At 67.4% G+C, this 24,869-nt stretch carries 19 protein-coding genes and 1 pseudogene; 7 read left to right on the forward strand and 13 right to left on the reverse strand.

Going from position 1 to position 24,869, the window contains the following annotated elements:
- Window positions 1–94: 94 nt before the first annotated feature.
- Window positions 95–1,496: pseudogene (locus tag NF556_RS00260) on the reverse strand (IS1380 family transposase).
- 120 nt (window positions 1,497–1,616) lie between these two features.
- Window positions 1,617–2,186: a hypothetical protein gene (locus NF556_RS00265; protein ID WP_252593509.1), complete on the reverse strand. Its 570-nt coding sequence runs from the start codon at window positions 2,184–2,186 to the stop codon at window positions 1,617–1,619.
- Window positions 2,187–3,156: 970 nt separating this feature from the next.
- Between NF556_RS00265 and NF556_RS00270 the strand changes: the two genes are divergently transcribed.
- Together NF556_RS00270 and NF556_RS00275 are read left to right on the forward strand one after the other, a co-directional pair.
- Window positions 3,157–4,158 carry a hypothetical protein gene (locus NF556_RS00270; protein ID WP_252593510.1) on the forward strand — a complete coding sequence of 334 codons (1,002 nt, stop codon included), beginning with the start codon at window positions 3,157–3,159 and terminating at the stop codon, window positions 4,156–4,158.
- A gap of 29 nt (window positions 4,159–4,187) precedes the next feature.
- Window positions 4,188–5,924, forward strand: a complete 1,737-nt coding sequence (locus NF556_RS00275) for a hypothetical protein (protein WP_252593511.1) — start codon at window positions 4,188–4,190, stop codon at window positions 5,922–5,924.
- Window positions 5,925–6,232: 308 nt separating this feature from the next.
- On the opposite strand, the gene NF556_RS00280 is transcribed toward NF556_RS00275, so the two are convergent.
- Complete coding sequence (locus tag NF556_RS00280; protein ID WP_252593512.1) at window positions 6,233–6,592, reverse strand: response regulator transcription factor; 360 nt, start codon at window positions 6,590–6,592, stop codon at window positions 6,233–6,235.
- A gap of 178 nt (window positions 6,593–6,770) precedes the next feature.
- Between NF556_RS00280 and NF556_RS00285 the strand changes: the two genes are divergently transcribed.
- On the forward strand, window positions 6,771–7,370 hold the full coding sequence (locus NF556_RS00285) for a TetR/AcrR family transcriptional regulator (RefSeq protein WP_252593513.1): 600 nt from the start codon (window positions 6,771–6,773) through the stop codon (window positions 7,368–7,370).
- Entirely contained in the window at window positions 7,367–8,524 is a 1,158-nt protein-coding gene (locus tag NF556_RS00290; protein ID WP_252593514.1) for a GDSL-type esterase/lipase family protein, read from the forward strand. The genes NF556_RS00285 and NF556_RS00290 overlap by 4 nt, the downstream gene beginning before the upstream one ends.
- Here NF556_RS00290 and NF556_RS00295 read toward each other — a convergent pair.
- From NF556_RS00295 to NF556_RS00305, 3 genes are all read right to left on the reverse strand, one after another.
- Window positions 8,521–10,044: a fatty acyl-CoA synthetase gene (locus NF556_RS00295; RefSeq protein ID WP_252593515.1), complete on the reverse strand. Its 1,524-nt coding sequence runs from the start codon at window positions 10,042–10,044 to the stop codon at window positions 8,521–8,523. The genes NF556_RS00290 and NF556_RS00295 overlap by 4 nt on opposite strands.
- Window positions 10,045–10,132: 88 nt before the next feature.
- Window positions 10,133–10,633, reverse strand: a complete 501-nt coding sequence (locus NF556_RS00300; protein ID WP_252593516.1) for a ferritin — start codon at window positions 10,631–10,633, stop codon at window positions 10,133–10,135.
- A gap of 62 nt (window positions 10,634–10,695) precedes the next feature.
- Window positions 10,696–12,462 (reverse strand): D-glucuronyl C5-epimerase family protein, encoded by a 1,767-nt coding sequence (locus tag NF556_RS00305; protein ID WP_252593517.1) that lies wholly within the window; start codon window positions 12,460–12,462, stop codon window positions 10,696–10,698.
- A gap of 311 nt (window positions 12,463–12,773) precedes the next feature.
- Between NF556_RS00305 and NF556_RS00310 the strand changes: the two genes are divergently transcribed.
- Both NF556_RS00310 and NF556_RS00315 read left to right on the forward strand, forming a co-directional pair.
- Window positions 12,774–13,661: a hypothetical protein gene (locus tag NF556_RS00310; RefSeq protein WP_252593518.1), complete on the forward strand. Its 888-nt coding sequence runs from the start codon at window positions 12,774–12,776 to the stop codon at window positions 13,659–13,661.
- A 164-nt stretch (window positions 13,662–13,825) separates the two neighbouring features.
- On the forward strand, window positions 13,826–15,430 hold the full coding sequence (locus tag NF556_RS00315; protein WP_252593519.1) for a S8 family peptidase: 1,605 nt from the start codon (window positions 13,826–13,828) through the stop codon (window positions 15,428–15,430).
- A 498-nt stretch (window positions 15,431–15,928) separates the two neighbouring features.
- Here the strand turns inward: NF556_RS00315 and NF556_RS00320 are convergent, their stop codons facing one another.
- From NF556_RS00320 to NF556_RS00350, 7 genes are all read right to left on the reverse strand, one after another.
- On the reverse strand, window positions 15,929–16,564 hold the full coding sequence (locus tag NF556_RS00320) for a flavin reductase family protein (protein ID WP_252593520.1): 636 nt from the start codon (window positions 16,562–16,564) through the stop codon (window positions 15,929–15,931).
- A 7-nt stretch (window positions 16,565–16,571) separates the two neighbouring features.
- The gene (locus NF556_RS00325; RefSeq protein WP_252593521.1) at window positions 16,572–17,138 is read right to left on the reverse strand and encodes an NYN domain-containing protein; all 567 of its coding nucleotides are present in this window, start codon (window positions 17,136–17,138) and stop codon (window positions 16,572–16,574) included.
- A 48-nt stretch (window positions 17,139–17,186) separates the two neighbouring features.
- Entirely contained in the window at window positions 17,187–18,344 is a 1,158-nt protein-coding gene (locus tag NF556_RS00330; protein WP_252593522.1) for an alpha/beta hydrolase, read from the reverse strand.
- 34 nt (window positions 18,345–18,378) lie between these two features.
- Complete coding sequence (locus NF556_RS00335; RefSeq protein ID WP_252593523.1) at window positions 18,379–19,398, reverse strand: type 1 glutamine amidotransferase family protein; 1,020 nt, start codon at window positions 19,396–19,398, stop codon at window positions 18,379–18,381.
- On the reverse strand, window positions 19,388–20,608 hold the full coding sequence (locus tag NF556_RS00340) for an ATP-grasp domain-containing protein (protein WP_252593524.1): 1,221 nt from the start codon (window positions 20,606–20,608) through the stop codon (window positions 19,388–19,390). The genes NF556_RS00335 and NF556_RS00340 overlap by 11 nt, the downstream gene beginning before the upstream one ends.
- A gap of 120 nt (window positions 20,609–20,728) precedes the next feature.
- Entirely contained in the window at window positions 20,729–22,948 is a 2,220-nt protein-coding gene (locus NF556_RS00345) for an acyltransferase family protein (protein WP_252593525.1), read from the reverse strand.
- Window positions 22,949–23,156: 208 nt separating this feature from the next.
- Window positions 23,157–24,203, reverse strand: a complete 1,047-nt coding sequence (locus NF556_RS00350; protein WP_252593526.1) for a hypothetical protein — start codon at window positions 24,201–24,203, stop codon at window positions 23,157–23,159.
- A gap of 131 nt (window positions 24,204–24,334) precedes the next feature.
- Here NF556_RS00350 and NF556_RS00355 point away from each other — a divergent pair, with 131 nt between their 5' ends.
- The gene (locus tag NF556_RS00355) at window positions 24,335–24,853 is read left to right on the forward strand and encodes a peptidylprolyl isomerase (protein ID WP_252593527.1); all 519 of its coding nucleotides are present in this window, start codon (window positions 24,335–24,337) and stop codon (window positions 24,851–24,853) included.
- Window positions 24,854–24,869: the final 16 nt, after the last annotated feature.

The raw sequence follows: 24,869 nt of genomic DNA on the forward strand, positions 1-24,869 counted from the left end.
TGGCGCGGTGGCGCTTGGAGGGCATGGCGATGGTCCGGCTGGCGCTGCCGGGCTGCGGGTCTCCGGGTTCCTGGGGTCGGGGCGGATGTGTGGGTCAGGCGGGTTGTGGGATGGCGGCGATGTTGGCGAACACGGCGACGATCGGTGCCGCCCAGGGCCATGATTCGGGTATCCGGAGTTGTCGTCGACGCGCGCCGTGGACCAGCCGGGCGGGGACGTGCAGGAACCGGTAGCGCAGCGCTTTGGGCTCGCAGGATGCCAGGGCTTTAGCGTCACCGGTCAGGGCGAGCAGTCGCGTCCAGGCGGTCAGGTCAGCGGCGATCTGCGTCAGGATCAGCCACGCCTGGTTGATCGCGAACTCTCGCGACGGGAACCGTCCCAGCCCGCTGTCCTTGGCGTGGCGGATGCGGTCTTCGACGCGGGCGTGGGCACGGTGCCGGGCTTCGAGGAAGGCGAGTTGTCCGATCTTGGTGTTGGTCACGAACGCTTGGTAGCGCCACCCGTCGGCCTCCTCGAAAAAGGGATAGCTGGGCACCGGGGTGCGGGCGTTCGCGGCGCACGATGACGCGCATGCCCGCGGGCCACTTGCCCAGCACGCTCGCGCCGATCAGCCCCGTCAGCTCGGCGACGTCACCGCCCTGCCGGATGCCGCCGTCAGCGTCCAGGGCCGGAGTCCAGATCTTCTTCGGCACCTGATCGATCGCCGCACGGACCTGTTCGGTGATAGCGAACCCGATCGAGTAGTCCACGGTGCGGCCGCGGACTTGACCCTGCTCGTGCAACCAGTCCAACAACTGGTGAGAGGCGCCAGCACCGTCGGAGCGGACCAGCAGGTGCTTGCGGTGGGCGGCGGGGACCTGCCCGATCGCCTCGGTCAGGACCTGCACGTGATCAGAGGCCGTGTTCGACCCGGCGTTCCCAGCCCGCAACGTCGCGGTCAGGAACTCCTGGGTGTTGTCGCACCACACTCCGAGCGGGTGATACCCGAAGGTCCGTTTGAACGTCGCCGCTGCATGCTCCTTCTCGCTGTGCGCGATCACGATCGTGGCGTCCACGTCCAACACCACGACGTCGCCCAGGTCGCTGCCGGCGACCTTGCTGGCCGGCACCCCGCCGGAGAACTGGGACCACACATGACGACGCACCCTGGCCCGCGCGGCCTGGATCTTCTTCACCCGGCCAGGGGTCACCTCATCCAGGGTGCGCCACACCGTCGGCGCCGATGCGACCGGTCCGAGCACATCACCCTGGTGACGCAGCACGTCGATGTCGGCGATCGCCTCACCACCATCGGCGAGCATGACCGCCACATCGGCCAGGACCCGGCCACGGTCATGGACCGGGACGAAACGACGCCGGGCCATCGCCTTGGACAACTCCCGAGTCAAGCCCGTTCGGTCGGCCAACAACCGCAACGCGACGCTGCCCGCGTGGGCCACCACGCCGACACCATCAGCAGAGACAGACAACCCCGACGACCACGACGTACGCTTCACTTACCGAGTGCTTCCTGCTGGGCGACCTGGGACCTTCGACAAGTCCAAGTCTTCCCTGCTCAGGGAGCACTTCGGTGTTTCACCACGCCGACCCCCGGTGAACGATCCGGGCTAGTGTTCCTACGGACGTTCTGGCGAGGACTCTCCCAAGTCTTGTGGCGTGACTGGCAATAGCGCCCAATCATCTTCGAAATCTGATTCGATCGGACCTTCTCGGTTCTTAGGGTGTCCGAACAGGCGTAGGCTGCGTGTTTCGCGATCTGCCTGGGACTTTTCTTTGAGTTCGGCCAGGGCCTTCTCTTTAGGGATACGCCATTTTGTCCCTGCGGTCTTCCCTTGTAGCCATGCTTCCTCAAGGTTTTCTAAGTATGAGTCGAAAGCGATTGGTGTATTGCCCCAGTAGGCGCTTCCGCCCTGGAAGAGATGGTGGTAGGTCTTGCGGTCCGGCATATGGTGAAACTCTTGCAGTCGGGTGAGGATGTCTATCAAGTGCAATACTATTCTTGCTCCGTCGGATTGAAGGGTTCCTCTTGTCTTCGGTCTGCGTCGTTCGATTTGTTCGACTTGTTGGACGTATTCTTGGCTGGTGATTATTGCGGGCTGTATGTCGGTGATCGTGGAGTAGACTTCCACGGGGAACGTCCCGTATGAGAGTGGTGCGGCATAGTGAAAGTGATAGTCGATGCTCATGCGCGGTCTTATAGGGGTGGGCCGGGGTTGTGGATGAGGAGGTGGGTCGTGCTGCTGGTTGGTGGGGGTTTTCTGTTCCGTGCTGGTCATGCCGTACTGCCGCGCCAGCCTTTGCATGTGTTTGAGGACGGACTCAGGGATTGGCTCCGAGGCATCCCGGGCGGCTACGGCGTGTAGCGCTCGACGGATTCTGCGTCGTGCGGCGTCGGCTGAGTCTCGGCACTTTGGTCCGCAGTATTCCGGAGGTCGCCCTCGGCCGACTGGTGTTGGCAGTGGGTTGCTGCACGCGGGGTGGAGGCAGTGCTGGCTCAGGTCGCCCAGGCCCAAGGATTCGAGGGTGGCTTCGGCTGTGGGGGTGGAGTCCATCCGAGAAAATATGGTCAGGAAGTGTACGAACTGTCAAGGGTACTTTGACATATTCCCAGGTCAGCGGTCGTGTCACATGTGTGGATTGGCTGGGTGGGTCCCCGAGAAAATGCGGCGGCAGGGGACGCGGAATCATGAACTTCTCGACGAGGGGTGGACCTGGCGGGAAGACTCTTGGATGTGGCCAGCGGTTGGGGTCACGGGGTCAGTGAGGCACTCGGTTCGCCGGGGGTAGCGCTTGCTCGGGACTTGGCTGTACCGTACGCGCATGTTAACGATCCTTAACACGCAGGCTGGTGGTTCGCCGGGACCGACACGCGCTCCACCTCGCGGGTGAGGACCGATCTGGTTCCTGACAGCAAGAGGGGCACTCCGGTTGCAACGGAGTGCCCACTCGCCGGCCGAACCAACCGGTTCGTCCTAACACCTAGCTCGGGCTTCCGTCCAAGAAGCGCCCGGGCGCTATCAGTTCCAAGGAGGATCTGATGTTCAACAACATCAACGATACCGGGTCCGGGCGCGAAGCACAGCCCGTCCCGACCGTGCAAGCTCCGGAGGGCAAGCGCCCGCTGGAGTTGGCCGGTCACCGTCAGGCGGTGGCCTGATGCCTGCCAAGAAGACTCGCGGGTGGGCCAAGCGCCCACCGGAGGAGCGCGGCCACGTCCCGGCCCTCCACAAGGTGGAAGTTTCAGACCAGGAGCGGCTCGACAGGCTGATGGCTTTCCAGCCGAGCCATGTCGGGCGGTTCACGGACGAAGCCATCGTGGTCACCGCGCAGAGGGTGGCGACGATCCCGTTCACCACCGTCCGTGACGACCGGAAGCGCATGCAGCGCCTCGTCAAGCGCAAGGCATCCTGGCTGGAGCAGAAGGGCACCGTCGACTGGGCGGCCGCCATGTCCGACCCGGAGCTGGACCGTTACTGCGAGGCCCAGACGCACATGACCCAGGGGTCACGGAACTCCTACCGCTCCTACCTGCGTGGGGACGCAGAGGCGATGGGTCTGCGGGTCAGGTCCCGGTTCAAGGGTCGCCGCCCGTCGGTGACGTCGGCCTACTCCGAGAGGGAACGGAACGACCTGTGGCTCGACGCTGACTACATGGAAGGCGAGTACGAGCGCACCTACCGGATCGCCCACGACCTGGCGTTCGCTGCCGGTGTCCGGTCCGAGGAGATGTCCATCCTTACTTGGGACCGGATTACCCCTCGCCCTGAGGGCGCGGTTGTGTCCATCGTGAACCGCAAGGGTGTTGTCCGGGATGTGCCGATCGGTCCATTGCCGGCGGCGCGGCTGCTCCGCTGCAAGGCAGCGGCCGAAGCCGTGGACGAGTTCGTGTTCCGGCCAGACAAGGCAGACCGCCGGGCCGTGGTCAACCGGGTCTTGGATACCCCCACGTCGAAGAGGGTCCGTAAGTCACGGCTGAAGCTGTCGACGGCGAGGAACACCTTCATCGTGAACCTGTTGCGCAAGCCTGTGCCGTTCGTGACGGTTGCCTACCTGGCAGACCTGAACCCGGGCGGGAGCGTCGCCCAAGACCTGCTCGTGTGGGCTGGGAAGGGTGCCACCCCCGAGGAGCACGCCGCCGCTGTCTGGGGTGAGCTCTGATGATGACGCCGCGTATCAACGATGCGAGCGTGAACGAGTACGCCTTCGCGTGGGCACTGGACCTGGTCCGCAGGTCGGGAGCCGTCGAGCGGATCGAACGGTGGAACCAGGAGGACTGCAACGTGCGCCAGGTGCCATTCCCGGTGCGGGTAGTCCTTGTGGTCATGTTGTTGCTCATCGTCGAGAACGAGCAGATCCACTGGAGGCAGGCGGCCCTCCTGCTGGGAGTCCGTATGTCGGACCAGCAGCTCAGGGAGTTGGGTGCCTACGACGCCGTCGACCATGAGGACCGGAAGCTCTTGCGGCGCCAGGCCAGGTACAAGTGCGAGGACCCGGACCGGGTGAGGGAGGCGCAGAACCGCATGTACATGGCGTTCAAGCGGAGCGTCGACGCGCTCCTTGAACCTGTCGACGGTAGCCCATTCAAAGGGATCCGTAGGCGGAAGATGACGACAGCGGAGGTGATGAGGATCCGGAAGACCATGACCGAGGCCCACCATGCGAAGTACGACCGGCTGCACGAAATGCTGAACCTGCTCGTCAGGGCCAGCGTCCCCGTCCTCCCGCAAGGGTGGACCGGTTCACTCATCCTGGATACCACCATCATCCCCGTTGGTCGTCGCACCCAAAAGTACTTCGGCCCGGAGAAACTCCACGGACCAGACCCGGACTCCGACTGGACGATTCTGGACCGCTACTTCCCGGGGTCCAAACCGACGGAAGAGTCGAACTGCATGCATGGTGCTTACGCCTACGGCATGACGATCGCCAAGACCATGGCCATGCCCGAACTCGATGGCGTCTCCCTCGCAGTCGCTCTGGCATGGCACGAACCCAATGGTGGGACGACGGCCGGCGGCCTCGCCGCCATCGACGGTGGCCGGGCCAGCGGCGCGATCGCCCCACAGACCGTGAAGCATAAGGACAAGTACCGGACGGTCGTCACGGACATGGGGTTCAGCGACAAGCTCGACTTCAAGCCCGGTGCGCACGCCCGGGGCTACGAGGCCATCCACAACTACCGGAAGATGGACATCAACAAGACCACCGACATTGGTCACGGCGTTGTCCTCTTCCGTGGAGCCCCGGTCTGCCCCGGCGCGCACTCCCTCATCGACGAGTACCAGAAGCTTGCCAGCAAGGGTGTCGACCATGACACCCGTCAGGCCAAGCTTGCGGAGATCGAGAAGTTCACGATGGTCAGGCGCGGCCTGCCCCAACCGAAGCAGGACCGGCCCCCGGGCCGGCCACGCAAGGACGCGCCCACCACAGTCGAGACGAAGCATTCGGTCACGTTCCGGTGCCCAGCAGCAGCTGGTCGCGTGTTCTGCGCGCTCGCCTGCTCCGACCTGGACGAAGGGGACGCCCGCCTGGCCGACGTCGCACGGAAGGAGCAGATCGCCCACGACCAGGCCATGCTGATCATGCCGACCCCACCAACCCCCAGCACCGCCCCCGCCGTGTGCGAGCAGGACTCCCTAACCTTCTCCCTCGACGACTACCAGTACAAGCGGTGGCAGGTCGCCATGGTCGGCACCCAGAAGCATGAGGAACTCGGCAAGGGTGGCCGGGCCGCCGACGAAGCATTCCACGGATTCATGAAGTCCGGGTCCGGCGCCCAGTTCCGCGAGGACCGCTTCCTCATCGTCAACGGGACCGCGATCGCGATCTTCGGTGCCATGGTGGTGGCGTCTGTCAACCAGTCCCTCCTGGAAGCTCACGACCTCCACACCCCGATGACGCCTCCGGAGGACGAGGCCGCCTAACTGTTGCGGGCCCGATGAAGCAGGGAGACCACACGGTCTCCCTGCTTCAGCGCGTCCCCACTCCCGTAAACCGTTGGCAACCTGAAACGGTCTCGCCGCCCTACGGCGATCTGCAAGGTCAGGCCCCGAATGGACCCTCGGGACACCAGCAGTCGGAGAGCCCCTCACGGGCCTACCCAGCGTCACACAGGCCCGCCCGACGCTGCCGCGAGCAGGCTCGGAAAAGGTTGGCAAGTTGCTGGGACCGGGTTGGCAAGATCGCCACATACCCCAGTTGACCTGCAGTTTTATCTTCCCACCCTTTCCACCTAGGAACCCCACCCCTGCTGGGCCAATCTGATGCCCAGCTGGAGTCGGTTGGTGACGCCCAGACTCTGCATGATCGTGCGCACCTTGCGTTGGACGGTGCGCTCGGCGAGGTCGAGTTGCCGGCCGATGGCTTGGTCGGTCATCCCGGTGACGAGCAACTGGACGACACGACGATCCACGTCTGTCAGGTCGGCGCCGCCGAGCGTGCCGCTCTGATGCTGAAAGTCTCCGGTGCCGCGCACGGGGAGGGCGGATGCCCAGAGCACGTCGAACATCAGCCGCAGGGAGGTCAGCAGAGCGGATGGGTGGACGATGATCGAGGCGGTGATCGACGCGGGGGCGGAAGCCAGGGCCAGCATGGCCACAGGTCATCAGCGCCTACAAGCTGCGGCCCTGACCTGACCAGCTCCACCTCGACACGGAGGCCGTCTCCACCCGCTGCACGGCGGGTGGGGGCGGCCTCCGCCGTGCCGCCGCTGCACCCTGTCCTTAACTATGGGTTATAGGGAAACGCCTATGGGGTGTAGCATCGGGTGAGTGCCCCGCCAGAAGCTGAGTTTCGACATCGTTGTGCGCGAAGCGTGCGCTCTCGCGGATGAGCACGGCCTCGACGCGGTCACCGTGTCGGCCGTCGCGCGCAGGCTCGAGGTGCAGGCCCCGAGCCTGTATGCCCATGTGCGAGATGTCGCTGCACTCAAGGACGGGATCGCGGAGGCGGCCCTCGGCGAGCTGGGCAGGCGCATCTCCGCGGAGATTGCCGGCAGGTCCGGCTCCGACGCGCTCCGCGGCCTGGCCGGGGCACACCGGACGTTCGCCCGTGAAGCGCCCGGGCGTTGGCAGTCCCTCCAGCGACGCGTCGGCTCAGCCGTGGCAGATTCCGAGGCAGCCGGCTCTCTCGTGTCGCTGATGAGGGCCGTGCTGCACGGCTATGGGCTGCCCGAGGGCGAGCAGGTGCACGCGATCCGCCTGCTGGGCGGCGCCATCAACGGCTATCTGTCGCTCGAGCAGTCGGGCAACTTCGCGCACAGTGATCCCGACCCCGACGTGTCGTGGGCACGGGCGCTCGCTGCGCTGGACGTGCTCCTGCGCAGCTGGCCGTCACAGGAGGACCAGACCAACCCGGAGGATTCACAGTGACCATCACACCCATGACCCAGGCGTTCATCCGGGGCGCCGAGGAGTGCGAGGCGACGCGGCGAGGCATCCGCCCGCATCGCCTCCCGAAGCGGGTCCGCGACGTGTTCGCCGATCAGCAGCTGCAGGCGATGGAGGTGCAGCCGTCGGGCGTCCGTGTCGTCGTGCGGACATCCGCCCGCCAGATCCAGCTGGTCACGCACCCCCACCGGATCGCCTATCCGGGCGTCACCCGGCCGCGCGGCGCGGTCGACCTCGTGGTGGACGGCGAGCTGCTCGCCACGGACCGCCTGACCGGCGGTGACGCCATCGAGATCGACCTGGCCACCGGGGCGAGCGAGCTCGTGCCCGGGTCGCCGCACGTCTCTCGCTTCGAGAATCTGCCGGTCGGCGACAAGACAGTGGAGCTGTGGCTGCCGCACAACGAGTCCGTCGAGCTCATCGAGCTGCGCAGCGACGCCCCGGTCGCGCCCGTTGCACAGCGGGGTCCGATCTGGCTGCATCACGGCAGTTCCATCAGCCACGGCTCCAACGCCACCTCGCCGGCGCGCGTCTGGCCGGCCGTCGCAGCCAGGGAGGCCGGCGTCGACCTACGCAACCTCGGCTTCGGCGGCAGCGCCCTGGTCGATCCGTTCATGGCCCGAGTGATCCGCGATGCACCGGCCGACGTCATCAGCGTCAAGCTCGGGATCAACGTGGTGAACCACGACGCCATGCGCCTGCGCGCCTTCGTCCCCGCCGTGCACGGCTTTCTCGACACGATCCGCGATGGCCACCCGGACACGCCCCTGCTGCTCGTCTCGCCGATCTTCTGCGGCCTTCACGAGGACGCCCCGGGGCCGTGCATGATCGACCCCGCGAGCATCGGGACTGGGCAGGCGCAGTTCGTCGTTGCCGGCGACGGCGATGCCGACACCTCGCAGGGGCGCTTGACCCTCACCATCATCCGTGCGGCCCTCGCCGACATCGTAGAGAAACGGGACGACCCCGCTCTTCACTACCTCGACGGGACGGCGCTCTATGGTGCACAGGACGCGGTCGATCTTCCACTGCCCGATGCGCTCCATCCCGACACGGCCAGCCACGAGCTGATCGGGCAGCGGTTCGCGACCCACGCGTTCGCCAGGATGGGGCTCTCGGGGTTGGGCGTCGGCTAGGGGGTGGCGTCCCGCAGCTCGCGCTTGAGGATCTTGCCCGAGGCATTCCGGGGCAGGTCATCGATGAAGGTGACGCGCTTGGGCACCTTGAAGGCTGCGAGGTGGCTGCGCACGTGCTCCACGATGCCCGCCTCATCCACCTCGCCCTTACGGACCACGAAGGCGGCGATCGCCTCGACCCACTTCTCGTCGGGGACGCCCACCACGGCGACCTCGGCCACGGCCGGGTGGGTGTAGATGGCGTCCTCGACCTCACGGGAGGCGACGAGGACACCGCCGGTGTTGATGACGTCCTTGATGCGATCCACGACGAAGACATAACCCTCGTCATCGACCCGGACCAGGTCGCCGGAGTGGAACCATCCGTCGGCGAAGGCCTCGGCGGTGGCCGGCGCGTTGTCCCAGTATCCGGCGCACAGCTGCGGTGAGCGGTAGACGATCTCCCCGCTCTCCCCGGGCGCGACGTCATGACCCTGGGCATCGACCACCCGGGCCTCCACGAAGAGCGCCGGCTTGCCGGCCGAGTCGGGGCGGTCGGCGTGGTCCTCCGGTCGCAGCACGCAGGTGAGCGGTGCCACCTCGGACTGTCCGAAGCAGTTGTAGAAGCCGCAGTCAGGCGCCTTGTCCAGGAGTCGCTTCAACACTGGGCCGGGCATGATCGAGGCCCCGTAGTAGGCCTTGCGCAACCCCGACAGGTCGCTGCCCTCGAAGTCGCCGTGATTGACCACGGCCACCCAGAGGGTGGGCGCCGCGAAGAAGGCGCGGTGGCCGTCCCGGCCGATCCGGCGGAGAACCTCGGCCGGGTCCGGCACCTCCAGCACGGTGTTGGTCGCACCGATGGCCAGCCACGGCAGCAGGAAGACGTGCATCTGCGCCGAGTGATAGAGCGGCATGACGTGCAGCGGGTTGTCGTCGGTTGCCAGATCAAGCTCGACGATGCAGGAGAGGTATTCATGCACGAGCGCCTTGTGGCTCATCATCGCGCCCTTGGGGCGGGAGGTCGTGCCCGAGGTGTAGAGCAGTTGGACCAGGTCCTCGTCAGCCACCTCCGCATCGATGATGGGCACCGGGCCCTCGGTGGCGACCGAGATCACTGAGCTCTCGGCGTCGCGCAGCGGGATCTGGTGTGCCAGGGCAGCCAGCGTCTGCTCCTGGACGCCGCCCAGGGAGCCCTCGAGTGCCGGGTCGAGCAGCAGCGCGGTGCTCCCGGACTGCGCGAGCAGATAGTCGAGCTCGCCGCCGAGCAGGTTGTAGTTCAGCGGGACGTGGACCAACCCCGCTCGAGCACAGGCCAGAAAGGCGATGAGGTAGGCGTCACTGTTGCGGCCGAGCGCCGCCACTCGGTCACCCTTGGTCAGGCCCAGCCCGAGCAGGTGGGCGGCAACCCGGCTGACCGCGCCGTCGAGCTCGGCATAACTCCAGGTCCGGTCCGCAAAGGTGAGGGCGGTGGCGCCGTCATAGCGTGCAGCGCTGCGCCTCAGGACCCCGTCGACCGTGCTGGATCGGGTGAGCAGTGACATGGCAGCCTCCTGGTCCTCGAGGCTCGTGCGGCCCCGTCGCGCCCACCGTAGCGACTCGGCCCAGACCGTGGCTGGGCGAATGGTCGGACTACTGCGCGGTGGTGCGCGCCCCCAGCTCGGCGTCCAGGCGCAGCAGACCGGCGCCGTCGTCACCGATCAGACGCAGGCGGCCAACGATCTCGGAGACGGTGGCCTCCTCCTCGATCTGCTCCTCGATGAACCAGTGCAGCAGTGGGATGGCATCGATGTCGCCCTCGGACTGGGACAGGCGATAGAGGTCACGGATCGACTCGGAGACCTTCTGCTCGTGGGCGAGCGAGGCCTCGAACGCCTCGAGGACGCTGACCTCACCCACGGACGGGGCCGCGATGGCGCCGATCTGCGGACGGCCACCGCGGTCGGTGACGTGCGCGATGAACTTGGCGGCGTGGGCGCGCTCCTCGTCGGACTGCAGACGCATCCAGGTCGCCAGCCCGGGGAGGTCGTGGTCCTCCAGCGCGATGCCGAGCTGCAGATAGACGATCGAGCTCTCCAGCTCGAGGGTGATCTGGTCCGAGAGTGCCTTCAAGAGGGTGTCGTTGAGTGCCATGCTCACGAAACTAGACCCTTCCGCGCCGCAGCGCTACGAAGGTTTGGCGACCCTATCTGGACCTAGTCCACTCTCCATCCGGGAGTCCGGTGCACGCTCACGGAGGGCTGCTCGGGGAGCCACCACTCGGCATACCGGCCGTCACTGAGGTGATAGGATGCCCGGCCGCCGGCGATCGCGGACCGGTCCGTGCGGTAGCGCAGCCCCGGCTCGAGCTGCACGGTCCTGCTCGCGATCTCGGTGCCCTGCTCGTCGAACTGATAGATCGTCACGTCCTGCGCGGCCTCGACAGTGAGCTGGGCCTCGGGGGCATAGCGGTGCTCCTCGACGAGCTCCTGTGACCAGGCGTGGCCTGGCTTCTCCTCGACCCACCAACCCTTGAGCCAGCCCGCGCTGAGCCTGATGACGTTGGGCCCCCCGGGGATCTTGCCGCGACGGTCATAGGCGGCGCCGGTCTGCGCGGGGATGGTGAGCTCCCGGGTGGCCAGGACCTTCATCGAGCGGTCCTTGATGTGGGTCGCGGTGTCGTCCAGCCGGTAGGCCACCGTGGTCTCCGGCGTGATCACCGCCTGACCCTGCGTGGTGCGCCACTCGGGGAAGTCGGAGCGATAGGCGCTGGCCCGTGAGATCCACACGGCGTCGTGGGTCATCCGATAGAGCATCACGAACTGCTGCTGGTGGTGCTGGTGATAGGTGGTCCCCGGCTGTCCCTGCCACAGGGAGTAGGTGCTGGTCTCGCCCGGGTTGCGGAAGTCCCGCATCGCGGTCTTCTCGACCGTGTAGAGCGCACCGCGGAACAGTTTCTCGGCCTCCGGCTGCTCGTAGTCGTTCATCATCCAGTAGTCCCAGATCCCGAACATCGACCACATGTGGCCGTTGAGCACGCGCTCGCTGTCCATGACCGGATAGCGCGCATACTCCTCCAGCCACAGCAGGCCCTCGTCGTCGACGAACGAGCTGAAATAGCCCGCGCCGTCCGGTGCCTGCAGGAAGGCCGCGAAGGTGTGGTCCGCCGCGTCGCGCCACTTCTGGTCCCCGGTGACCTCGTGCAACCAGACGAAGGTCGACAGTGCCTGACCGGAGGCCATGCCCGAGGCCCAGGGAGCCTCCAGCACTCCCCTGCCGTTGCGGAACAGGTCAAAGTCGAAGTCGTAGGGGAAGTACCACGCCCCGTCGATGACGTGCTTGCGGTCGATGATGCGCTGCGCGTTGGCGATCGCGGCATCGAGGAAGTCCTGGTCCTCGCTCAGGCGATAGGACTCGAGAGCGCTGAGCGCATACTGCGCCTGGGCGATCGGGTGGTCATAGACCTGCCCGTCCCAGTTGGCCTGGAAGACCCGCACGCCCGTGGAGTCGACCCGGCCGAACGGCACCGGGTTGACGTGCCCGTGCTGATAGGGCCGCAGCCCGACCGGGATCTGCTGCGGCTCGCGGGTGGACTCCTCAAACCCGGTGATCTGGGTGCGGGGACGGTCGATCGACTGCGGCGTCCGTGGGTGCTCCTCAGGACCTGCCGTATGCCGTGGGCCGGGGGCGCTCGTGCGGTGCTGGTCGTCGGGGGGCGCGGTCTGCGGTGGGTTGGGAAAGAGCCGCTCCGGCACGTCCTCGAAGATCACGTCCGGCAGCGGGGTCGGGTTGGGCGTGGGCTCGGCGCGGTCGGTGACCTCGTCGTCCTCGGTCATCCGCGGCGGTGACGCGGTGGCCGCATCCGGCCCGGAGGGTGTCGCCGTGGCCGCAGCGGGTCCGGACGGAGTCGGCTCGGTGGTGGGCTCCGAGATCGGCTGGGTGGTCGGTGCGCCCGTGCAGGCGACGAGGACCAGGGCGCTCACGGCAGCGACGACTCCGGGCCTGCTGAACCGACGCAACGTCCTGCCTTCCTCGGGTGTGGGCTGGCACCGCGACAACGGACGCCCCTGAAGTTCCCCTCCAGCATAAGTCACCACGCGCCTTGGTCATCACGTGACAACGCACCAACTAACTCTTGACCGGATCTTTGCGGAATATCCGTAGATTTCACATCTACCCATCGGTAGGGTCGATTGTTGCGCCATCTGTGCAGCACCACGGAAATCAGCACTCCGCACACACCATTGCGGGACCACTGGAGGGGTGAGCGACATTGGGTGCGGACACGGATCAAATGCATGATGCCTTTGCCAGCACCCTGCGCGAGGCGATCGACCAGCGCGGCCTCGGCCTGGGTCGCATCGTCGCGCGACTGGAGGAGGCCGGGACACCGGTCAGCGCCGCGACCCTGAGCTACTGGCAGTCCGGGAGGAGCCGGCCGGGCCGGCGCACCTCACTGGACTGTCTGCATACCCTGGAGAAGGTCCTCGACCTGCCACCCGGAGGTCTCACCGGCCAACTCGGCCGACCCGCGACCCGAGGTCGCAACCAGCAACCACCGACCTGGGTCGAGCTCTGGGACGAGGTGCCGGAGGTGGTCAGCGCCTTCGAGGCGATGCGGGGCAAGAGCGAGGACCACCTCACGCGGATCAGCTATCACGACCGCGTCCGCGTCGGGCCGGACCGCACCGAGCGGGGCACGTGGACACGGCAGGTCATGCGCAGTGAGCGGGACGGAGTGGACCGATTCGTGGTCATGCACGGCAACGACGACGCCAGCTGCCCGGTGTCGGAGGTGGTGGGGCTGACCCGTTGCCGGGTGGGTCACAGCTCCAGCCAACCGGGCTCGGGCATCGTCACCTCCGAGCTGCTCCTGCCGCGTCCGCTGCGCCGGGGCGAGTTCGTCGCCGTGGAGTACGAGTGCGTCCAGGCCCCGCCCTATCCACCTGCCGACCGCTATGAACGGCGTCGGCGGATGCCCAACCGGCAATACCAGCTCGAGGTGATTTTCGACCCTGCCGCCCGTCCCGTCCGGTGCGAGAGCTACACCCAGCCGATCGATGGCGAGCCCACGATCGAGCCTCTCCCGTTGGACCCCGAGCACGGGCTCCTGCTCGTCGAGATCGACGGGCGACCGGGCATCGTGGGCGCTCGGTGGGAGTGGCCAGAGGACTCGGTCTGAGGCGCGTCGACCCGCTGGTGAAAGGCGGCACTGACCTGCCGAAATGGCTGTTGATTGAGCCTTCATAAACACCTCGTTCTAATTGTTAAACCTTGTCACCCCCATTTCTCTGGACCACAGTTGAGTGCACCGCGTCACCGATGATGTGGAGAAAGAGGAAACCGATGTCGAAATCATTCATGCGACGTGCCGGCGTGCTGGCAGCTGGCGCGATGGTGGCTCTCGCACCGCTAGGTGCCGCGGCCGCAGCAGACTCACCGGACCGCAGTGCTCCCCCGGACCGTGGGGCTTCCTTCACGACCTCCGGCTCCGACCTGGCCCCGCTCGTGGTGCCCGAGGGCGGTGAGCCGATCGCGGACCGCTACATCGTCGTCCTGGACAAGGACGCCTCGTCCAGTGCGATGGCCTCGGCACAGCGCTCCAGCACTGCCGATGGCGCCCGGGTGCTGCAGACCTACGACAGCGTCCTGACCGGATTCGCGGTCGAGGCCTCGGAGACGTCGATCGAGGAGCTGCGCGGCAACCCCGACGTGGCCTACATCGAGCAGGACACGACCATCACCCTGACGGGCTCCGGCTCGGAGACCAACGCGACCTGGGGTCTGGACCGCTCCGACCAGCGCAACCTGCCGCTCGACGGCACCTACTCCTACGAGGCCAGTGGCGAGGGCGTGACGGCCTATGTCATCGACACCGGCATCCGCACCAGCCACAGCGAGTTCTCCGGCCGAGCCAGCGAGGGCTTTTCCGCCATCAATGACGGCAACGGAGCCCAGGACTGCAACGGGCACGGCACGCACGTGGCCGGCACCGTCGGCGGTGAGACCTACGGCATCGCTCAGGACGTTGATCTGGTGGCTGTGCGCGTCCTGGACTGCAGCGGCTCGGGCAGCAACTCCGGGGTCATCGCCGGCGTGGACTGGGTGACCCAGAACGCCTCCGGTGCAGCGGTGGCCAACATGAGCCTGGGTGGCGGCGACTCCACCGCGCTGGACGATGCGGTGCGCAACTCGATCAACTCCGGCGTGACCTATGCCGTGGCGGCGGGCAATGCCGACGCCAACGCCTGCAGCGGCTCGCCCAACAAGGTTCCCGAGGCGATCACCGTCGGGTCGAGCACGAGCAGCGACTCGCGCTCGTCGTTCTCCAACCACGGCAGCTGCCTCGACCTGTTCGCCCCGGGCTCGAACATCACCTCGGCCTGGCACACGGGCAACTCCGCCACCAACACGATCAGCGGCACGTCGATGGCCTCCCCGCACGTCGCCGGCGCCGTGGCGGTCTATCTGGAGGACAACCCCTCCGCATCGCCGGCCGCCGTCGCCGACGCGATCACGGGCAACGCCACCCCGGACGTGCTGAGTGGCATCGGGACCGGCTCGCCGAACCTGCTGCTGCACACGCTGTTCACCGGCGGGTCTGACCCCGACCCGGACCCGGACCCCGAGCCGACTCCGGGCTGTGACCTCACCCTGAGCGAGTCCGGCAGCCTCTCAGGGTCCGGTGCCTACGCCTTCCACCCGGGCAGCAGCGGCAGCTACTACTCCGGTGCGGGTGCGCACCAAGGCTGCCTCACCGGCCCCGACAACGCCGACTTCGACCTGTTCCTGCAGAAGTGGAACGGCTCGTCCTGGGTGACCGTGGCACAGGGCATCACGGCTGGCTCGTCCGAGGAGGTGTCCTACTCCGGCAGTGCGGGCTCCTACTCGTGGGTCGTGGAGTCCTACAGCGGGTCGGGCAGCTACACCTTTGAGCTCAACCGCCCCTGACCAACGGTCCGACCTGACCGACGGCCCGACCTGACGGGCCCCTTGGCCCCTGACAGACCTTCCTGGCGGGTGATGAAGAACGGATGGCCGGCGGCCCCACCCGGGGTTGCCGGCCATCCCATGCCCGCCGGCTCGTCCGCCGCCCGACTTTCGGCTGGCACTCTCGCCTGCCAACCGTGCAGCCAAACAGGCAAAGTGAGCCTTCGCACGGACCCACAGGCCGCTGACCTGCGTGTTTGCTCAAGGGCTGTTGACGTCGCCGGTTTGAATGCACGGTGAGCTGTGGGCGAAGTGGGGAACGGGGAGCCGGGGCGGGGAGCCGGGGACGGGTGGATGAGTCACCGCACGACTCACCCACCCGTGTCGCGAGAGTGACGGGCGGTGAGCTGGGGGCGAAGGGCTGGTGACGGGTGGATGAGTCACCGCACGACTCACCCACCCGTGTCGCGAGAGTGGCGGGCGGTGAGCTGGGGGTGAAGGGCTGGGGACGGCTGGCCCTCAGTCGGGCAGCACGTCCTCGGGCCGGGGACGACGCAGGGAGCGGATCTCGCCGAGGGTGCCCCACTGTGGCCCGCCCAACCGGCTCAGTGGGTCGAGCAGCGCGGCGTCGACATGGCGACCGCTCAGCACCCGCTCCTGCACGGTGATCGCCTGCACCAGGCCGAGGATGATCACGCTGTCACCCACCTCGACGGTCGAGTGCAGGGTGCACTCGATGGACGCCGGTGACCCGGCCACCCGCGGGGGTGCCACCACATCGCTGGGCTCCAGGGCGATCCCGAGCAGCGCGGCCTCATCGACCGAGGAGTCCACCTCGGCGCTGGTCCCGTTGCACTGCTCGAGTTGGTCGGTGCTGACGATGTTGACGACGAACTCCTCGGTCGCCAGCACGTTGGCCAGCGAGTCCTTGCGACCCACGGACGTGAAGGAGACCACCGGCGGCGAGGCAGAGGCGACGGAGAAGAACGAGTGCGGCGCGAGGTTGCCGACACCGTCCGCGCCGATCGTGGACACCCACGCGATGGGCCGCGGCAGGATGATCGAGGTCAGCAACCCATAGGAGTTGACCCCTTCCTCACCGGGCCGATAGATCACCCGCGGCGACGGGGAGACCGAGCCACTCGGCATACTCATGACCGGCTCAGAGGAACGGAGTCGGGTCGAACTCGTCGATCGGGATGACCCGGATCCGTGGCAGCGGCGAGGTGAAGGCCCGCACGTCATACTCGAGGTCGAAGAACTCCAGCCCCTGGTCCATCAGCTGGGTGAAGCCACTGTTGCGGAACTCGGCGAAGGCAATCACACCCACCCGGCGGTCGGTGCCCAGCAACGGCTCGATGTCCTCGAGGAAGTCGCCGTCGTGGCTGACCAGCATGACGTCGCCGTCGCGGTCGGCCATCGCCTGCAGGGTGCGCTGGATCGCGATGTCGACGATCTTTTCCTCCGGCGGACCGGACAGCGGCACGGGCAGATAGCCGATGGCTTTCAGCGCCTGCACGAACGACATCGGCATGCCGCTCGAGGCGTTGAGGAAGAACAGGCCGCGTGGTGAGCCGCCCCACCGCTCGCGGGTGAAGTGCAGCAGCCGGTCCCAGCGCGGACGCTCGTGCGACTCGGGGCGCCGGCTGAGGATCGAGGTGCCCAGGGTGGCGTCGATGTTCTCACCATCCACCAGCAGGTATGCCGTGGGTTGGGTGTGGTCGTCCACGTTGCCTCTTCCTGTAGTCACTTATGGTGCGAGTCACGCAGGACCCGTTTATTCATAGACAAACTTTTGCGGCCCCGGATAGATCCAGGACAAGCCGTCGCGGAGCCGGTCACGCCAGTTCTCCCAGGAGTGGCCATCCCGCGCCTCGACGTATCGCACCGTACTCCCTGTGCTCTCCCAGACCGGCACCATCGAGCGGTTCGGCACGATCAGTGGCTCATAGACGCCGCAGGAGACGAACAGTCGGTCGGCGACCTTGCGGGGGCGGGAGCGATAGCGGTTCATGAACTTCACGACCGGGTCGAAGGCCGGGCCACCGCCGTGGTCGTCGCCGATGTCCGTGAAGACGAATGAACCCGACTGCAGCAGAAGCGATCCGAACATCTCAGGGTTGCGGAAGGCCACGCTCATCGCGGCCACCGCGCCGAAGCTGGCCCCCATCAACGCCCGCCCCTCGGGGCGTCGCATCACCGGGTAGTGCTCCTCCAGGTGCGGGATCAGCTCGGCCACCAGGTGGCGGGCGTGCGGCGCATAGTTCGGATACTCGCGCATCCGGTCACCGGGGTTGGAGAAGACGACGATCGTCTCGGCCATGTCCAGGTTGTGGATCAGGTTGTCCAGGACGGTCTTCATGGACGAATAGTTCAGATAGTCGTCGCCGTCGTGCACGATCAGCAGCGGATAGGACGAGCTCGGTCGGTAGCGCGCCGGAAGATAGATGCGGCTGCGGGTCTCGCGGCGCAGCGCCTTGGACGGCAGGATCAGGTCGTGCAGCTCCCCTGGGCGTGCCTCGGGGTTGGGCCGGGTCCACTCCGGCGTGACATAACCGACGGCCTGACAGACCGAGGATGACCCGACGGGGCTGTGCGCGACCAGCGGGTTGAGGGGGTCGTTGCCCTGGACCGTGCGCCCGTCGTGGCTGAGCTCGAGCTGATACTCCACCCGGGAGCCGTAGGGCAGCTCGATGATGACGTACCACAGGCTGGTGTGCTCGATCCGGCGCAACGGCACCCGCTGGTCCTGGTTGACGATGCGGTGCAGCAGGTGCACCTCGTCGGCCTCGCCGCGAAACAGGAAGGTGCACTTGGCGCCCTCGATGATGGGCACCTGACGCTCGTGCAGGAAGGCGTCGACGACCGCCTCGTCATGGTGCGCCAACTCGCGGAAGGCGTTGATCGCCAGCTTGCCGCGCGTTGTGTCGCGCATCGGTTGAGACGGGAGGGAAATGCTCATTGATGGCTCACCTCACGCTCTCCATCAGGGTCTGGGTGCCATCCTGGTCGAGCACCGGCGCGTCGTCGGGGAGCCCACCGCCGGGGCGGATGTCGACCCGCGCCCGGTCATTGAGCAACAAGCACTGCGAGGGAGCAAACCGCCTCGCCAGGACTCCCATGCGCTGCGGGTTGCCCAGGTCGAGACGCTCCCGCGCCCCGGGGAAGGCGACCGTGTCCTTGACCAGCCCGAGGCCGGAGGTGAAGACCTCGCTGACCGATGGTCCGTGGACGGCGCGGTCGTGGAAGAGCACGACACGATCGGTCAGGGCCATGGCCCCAGCGCCCCAGGCCACGATCGGCACGCGCAGCTGCGGGGCGATGTTGAACAGGTGCATCGCGCCGACCAGCACGCCCACATGCCCGCCGGGGACCAGGATCACCTCGGCGTCGGCGAGCTCGGAGCTGACTAGGTCGCGCAGCAGCTGGACGGCCCGACGCTCGTGGGGTGGCCAGCGCTCCCAGAAGTCGGCGTGCACCTGGTTGACCCGCTCCAGGTGTAGCTGGTCGATCTCCCGCATGATCTGCTCGGCGTCCCCCAGCGCCGCCGCCTGCACGCTCTGCGAGCGCGGCACCCTGTTGCGCATGGCCCGCAGCGCGTCGATCACGTGGTCCAGGGCGACGACATAGAGGTCCTGCATCTCCTCCAGGAGCATCCGGCGCTGGCGGTCGGCGGCGGCGAACTCCGGGTCGGCGTCCCAAACCTCCTGCATCCGGTGCCACAGCCGCAGGTTGACGGCGTTGCCGGCGTTGAGGCTGACCAGCAGCTCGTCCTCAGGCTCGCGCTCGCGCCACCCCGCATTGATGATCGCTGCCCGGGCGCCGTGCAGTTGCAGGGAGCGCAGCACCGAGTCGACCCGGGGGCGGCGCTGCGGGCCGAGCAGAGTGATCGACGCATGGGGGCCGCCGCGGTGTCCTGCAGCCTGCGTCTCAGTCGGCCCGTCAGCCTGCGCCTCAGTTGGCCCCTCCGCTCGCCCCTCAGCCGGCATGGACTTGGACGACCTGGCCCACGTTGTCGACCATGGAGCGCAGCACGTCATAGTCGGGGTGACGCAGACGGATGTAGGCGTTGGCCATGTAACCGGCCTCGATCGGCTGGGTCGGGGTGCCGACGGGCGGCAGGTGCGCGTCGATGATCCAGCGGCCGAGCCGGTTCTCCACGTCGTCCAACCCGGAATAGCCGGTGATGGTGCCGTCGCGGTCTGGGCGCAGGGCGATGATCGCGGCGGAGTGACTGCGGCTGGGCCGGGTCGTGACGTTCCCGTGCACGATCGCGTCGGCCCAGGCCCGATAGGTGTCCATGTCGTTGGCCGCGGAGTAGAGGTCGTAGCAGCCGACACCGGGGGGCCGGGCACCGATCTCGCTGAACTTCAGGCCCTTGGGCCCGTGGAACCACTCCATGTGGGTGGCGGAGGTGCCGATGCCCAGAGCGGTGATGACCTTCTGACCCATCTCGCGGATCTCGTGGTAGAGCCCGCCGCCGTCGATCCGGTTGGTGGTGATGTAGGTCGGGGAGATCCACCGGGTGCGCATCGCCTCGAGCACCCCGGGGAAATAGTGGCAGGCATAGTCCACCTTCGGCCGACCGTCGACGCAGATCGTGTCGTAGAAGCCCTCGTGGCCCTCGATGAACTCCTCGACGGCGATGGAGGTGGTGCCTGGTCCAAACTGCGCGAGTGCTGCCTCGAGCTCGGAGTCGTCCTCGACCTTGCTGGTGGCCGCTGCACCGGCGCCGTCCCGCGGCTTGAGGATCAGGGGATAGCCGACCCGCTCGGCAAACGCCCGCACCTCGTCCACACCCGAGGCTGCGGTCGAGGCGGCCGTCGGCACACCGACCTGGCGCAGGGCCTCCTTCATCGACGGTTTGTCGCGGCACAGCCAGGTGGTGTGCACGGAGGTGCCGGGGATCCCGGTGGCCTCGCGCACGATCGCGGCCGGCATCGTGTGCGACTCGATGGTCGCCTCCAGCCGGTCGACCCACACCATGCCCTGCAGCTTGCGGACGACAGCAGTCATCGCCTCGACGTCGGTGACCGAGCCCACCTGCTCGTAGTGCCCCATCCACGATTTCAGCTCGTCATCGAGATATTCGGCGGGCGTTTCACCGACCCCCAACACGTTGGCGCCGGCCTGCGCCAGCGCCCGCACGAACTCGCGCTGGTTGCGTGGGAAGTGTGGCTCCACGAAGACGATGTTCACGAGGTCGAGCCTCCCACAGATCGACTCCTGACGGCAGTATGCCGAGGCCCCCTCTCCCGACAAGGATGGGTGCAGGTGGATGGTTGCGTCGCGCTCGGAGCGACTCCCGTTGAGGAGGGCCTAGTGGTGGGCGAGCTCGTCGAAGGCCCGTGCCACGACCTCGGCATAGACGTGCATGCCCTCGAGGTCGGGGTGGATCCGATCCGACTGCAGGACGTCCGGCTGGGCCTCGATGGTGGACTGCCACTGGCCGACGACGGCGTTGGGATAGTCAGCGACCACCGTCTCGATGGCCTTGTTGGAGTCGGGCACGAAGGTGCTCGACCCATAGAGGTTCATCACGACCACGTTGCGGTCGGGCCCCAGGGAGTCCAGGAAGGTCCGCAGCTGGTCCTCGTTGACGCCGGCGTTGGTGCCGAAGTGGACGATCACGTTGTCGCGCACGATGCCCTCAGTCAGCGCCGACTCCAGGACCGGGTTGGCGTCCTTCCACTGCCGGTTGGACTTGGCGGCGAAGTTCATGTCGGGGAAGCGCCACTTCAGGCCGTCCGCGCTGGTGACCACGAGCGAGTCGCCGATGGCGGTGATCGTGTCGCTGGTCGGCACCATCAGGCCCTCGTCGTCGAGGATCCACCCCTCGGGCAGGTCGGCCTCGTCCCCAGCCGCGTCCTTGCCCTCCCCGTCGTCCTCCGGGTCTGCCGGGGCCTCGTCCGTGTCCTCGGCTCCTGAGCCCTGGGTCGGCTCGGCGGGGGCGTCAGCCGTCGGTGCCGCGTCGGCAGTGCCCGCTGTGCCGATCAGGGTGCCGCTCATGGCCGCCCGACGACCGGCCGCGTCGACGCTGGGCGTGTTGAGGTTGTCCTCGTTGGCCTCGATGGCGCGTTGTGTCTCGGACTTGTCGGGCGCGGTCGCGATGGCCACCCCGGCCAGCAGCACCAGGATCCCCGCGGTCACTGCCGCGATCTGCGGCAACTCGCCACGTCCGGCGCCGCGCACGGTCTCGGTGATCCGGGACAGCGTGGCACGGAAGCCGTTGCGACGGATCGGTGTCTCGATGAACCGGAAGCTGAGCTCGGTCAGGACGAAGGTCAGGAACAGAGCACAGACCACGGTGATGGTGCCGCGGTCTGTGCCCTCGGCATACGGGAACATGGTGGCCACGATCATCAGGACGGGCCAGTGCCACAGATAGAGGCCATAGGACCGCTCGCCCAGGTAGGCCATCGGCGGCAGCTGCATCAGCCGGCGCCACAGGCTGGGCGACTCCAGGAGCGCGGCGATCAGGACCACCGTCGCCACGCAGGCCAGCAGGATGCCGCCACGGAAGGTCCACGAGGTGCCGTCGGAGGTCAGCAGCATCAGGGCGACCAGGACGGTCAGCGAACCTGCCACGGCCCACGGTCGCCAGCGTCGCCACTGGGGTGTCGTGAGGCCGGCGCGGTGCGGTGCGGCCCAGGCGAAGGCCAACCCGACGCCGAGCATCAACCCGAACAGGTGCGTGTCGGTGCCGTAGTAGACGCGCGTCGAGTCCTCGTCGGGATTGAACAGGACCGCCATGAGCAGAGCCGAGGCCAGCGCCAGACCCAGTGCGAAGCCGATGCGTTGCTTGGCCGAGGTGGTCAGGGCGAGGACGAGGACCAGCCCGAGCGGCCAGAGCAGATAGAACTGCTCCTCCACCGCGAGCGACCAGAAGTTGACGAAGAGCAGCGGTGACGTGCTGTGGAAGTAGCTGCCGCCCGCACCGATCTCGACCCAGTTGGTGCTGAAGGTCAGCGCCCCGACGACCTGACGGCCGATGTTGACGAGCAGGTCGCCGCCGACGAGTCGAGCCGCGGCAACACTCACCACGACCACGGTCACCAGGGCGGGGATGAGGCGGCGGGCACGACGCAACCAGAACTGCGGCAGGTTGATCCGGCCCAGGTTGACGATCTCGCGCAGCAACAGGGTGGTGATCAGGAAACCGGAGACGACGAAGAAGATGTCGACCCCGAGGAAGCCGCCGGGCAGCGCCGACGGGGCGAAGTGAAAGACCAGGACCGAGACAACCGCCAGTGCGCGCAGGCCGTCCAGCCCGTGGATGTGTCCCGGCCGGGGGTCCGCCTCGCGCGGACCGCGTCGTCGACGGCGGCGCTGCGGTGGTGCCGTGCCCTCGATCGGCGGGACGGGCACGCGCTCCAGGAGGTCAGTGTGGGTGCCGGACGACTCCGGGGCGCTGGATCGAGCCTGCGGGGTGGCGGGCTGGGCGCGGCCCTGTGGGGTGGGCGTCTGTGGGGTGGCGGGCTGCGTGCGTGCCTGGGGCGCGTCGGGGGACGACCGTGGTTCGTGCGTCTGGGCCGACACCAAACCCCTCCTCCCGACCGGGGGCACACCTGACGAAACCCCAGGCTAGGTCGGTGGTGCGGCTCCGCTCCGACGCCACGCGGGTGAGCGGTGAAACTTGTGGCCCGGCCGCTTCCGCTCCCGTGGCAACAGCCCGGCCCCGGACAAAGGTGTGGGCGACAGCCACCTAGGGTGACTGCCGCCCACGCTCCCGGTCAGGCCGGCACTGTCAGGGCAGGTCGGTCTTCCGGTCGGTCGAGTCCTTGACGTCCTCGGCCGCGTGTGTGGCGTCCTTCGTGCTGTCCGCGCCGAAGTCGGTCCCAAAGCCGGAGGTGCCGGAACCGCTGGTGCCCGGGATCTCCTCATCGCCGGTCACCGGCGAGCCCGCAGCCAGCTGGTCGATCTCATCGCCAGCGAGCATCTTGGTCGAGCCTGCGCCACCGTCCAGGTCGTCACCGGACTTGGCGGCCAGACGGTCACCAAGCGGGGTGTCCGAGGCACCCGCGGTGCCAACACCGGTGGTGCCCGCAACGCCGGTGGTTCCTGCAACGCCGGTGGTGCCAGACCCAGCAGCGGCTCCTGCCCCGCCACCGGCCGTGCCCGCCGCACCGCCAGAGGTGGCAGTGTCACGGTCGGCCAGGGAGGCGCGGACCTGAGCGTCAACACCCGGGGCGCCGCCCACGTGGTGTTCCGTTGCCCAGGGGTCACTCGGTGGCTTCTTCTGGCTGTTCAGGTAGTAGGCCACCGCAGCACCGAGCGCCGCGGCAACGCCGAACGCCAGCAGTGCGCCGCCCTTGCGCTTCTTCTTCTTGGGGGCGCCGGTGATGGCTGCGATCGGGGCATCCTGGCGGGAGAGGACCTCGTCCTTGCTGGTCTGCACGTTGCCGAGCATCTCGGAGATCTTGGGCAGGATGTCGTCGACGATCACGTCGCGGGCGTGGTCGACCTTCGGGCCCACCCCAGCGATGGCCTCCTGGCCCTTGGGCACAGCAGCATCGATCTGGTGGTCGAGGTTGCTCACCGCACGGTCGCGGGCCTGGGCCGCACGCTCCTTGGCTTGGTGTGCGAAGTCAGAGCCTCGTTCGCGGGCCTCGGCGGCACGCGCGCTGGCCGTCTCTGCCGCGGGGCCGACCTTGGGAGCGACTTTCTCGTCGAACGCGTCCCTGACCGCCGTCAGCACGGAACCTGCAGCTGCCCCCACGTTCGCGGACGCCTTGTCCATGGCGGACTCGGCTGACTCACGGACTTGTTCAGGCTTGCTCTTGCGCTGGAACACACAGTCCTCCTCTGATTTGTCATGCGTTGGCTTCCATCCTGCACCGTGTGTGCGTCAGACACCACTCCGGGCCCGTGGGGAGGGTCATGGCGGCCAGCATTCCTGGGCCCGCTGCGTGCGAAGATAAGCCCATGAACGTGACGCTGCAGACATCCAAGGGCGACATCAACGTCACCCTCTTCCCCGACCACGCTCCCAAGACGGTCAAGAACTTCACCGGCCTGGCCACGGGCGAGCAGGACTACAAGGACGACGCCGGGCGGACCAACCCCGAGCCCTTCTTCGACGGCCTGACCTTCCACCGGGTCATCCCCGGCTTCATGATCCAGGGCGGCTGTCCGCTGGGTGAGGGCTTCGGTGGCCCGGGTTACACCTTCGACGACGAGATCCACCCGGACAAGAACTTCAACGAGCCCTACGTCCTGGCCATGGCCAACGCCGGCAAGCAGATGGGCAAGGGCACCAACGGCTCGCAGTTCTTCATCACCGTTGGACCGACCCCGCACCTGATGGGCAAGCACACCATCTTCGGTGAGGTTGCTGACGACGAGAGCAAGGCCGTCGTTGACGCCATCGCAGCGGTGAAGACCGGTCGCAACGACAAGCCGGCCGAGCCCGTCGTGATCGAGAAGGTCGTCGTCTCGGAGTGACCCGAGCCGCCCGAGA

The sequence above is a fragment of the Ornithinimicrobium faecis genome (genome assembly GCF_023923225.1).
Classification (GTDB): domain Bacteria; phylum Actinomycetota; class Actinomycetes; order Actinomycetales; family Dermatophilaceae; genus Ornithinicoccus; species Ornithinicoccus faecis.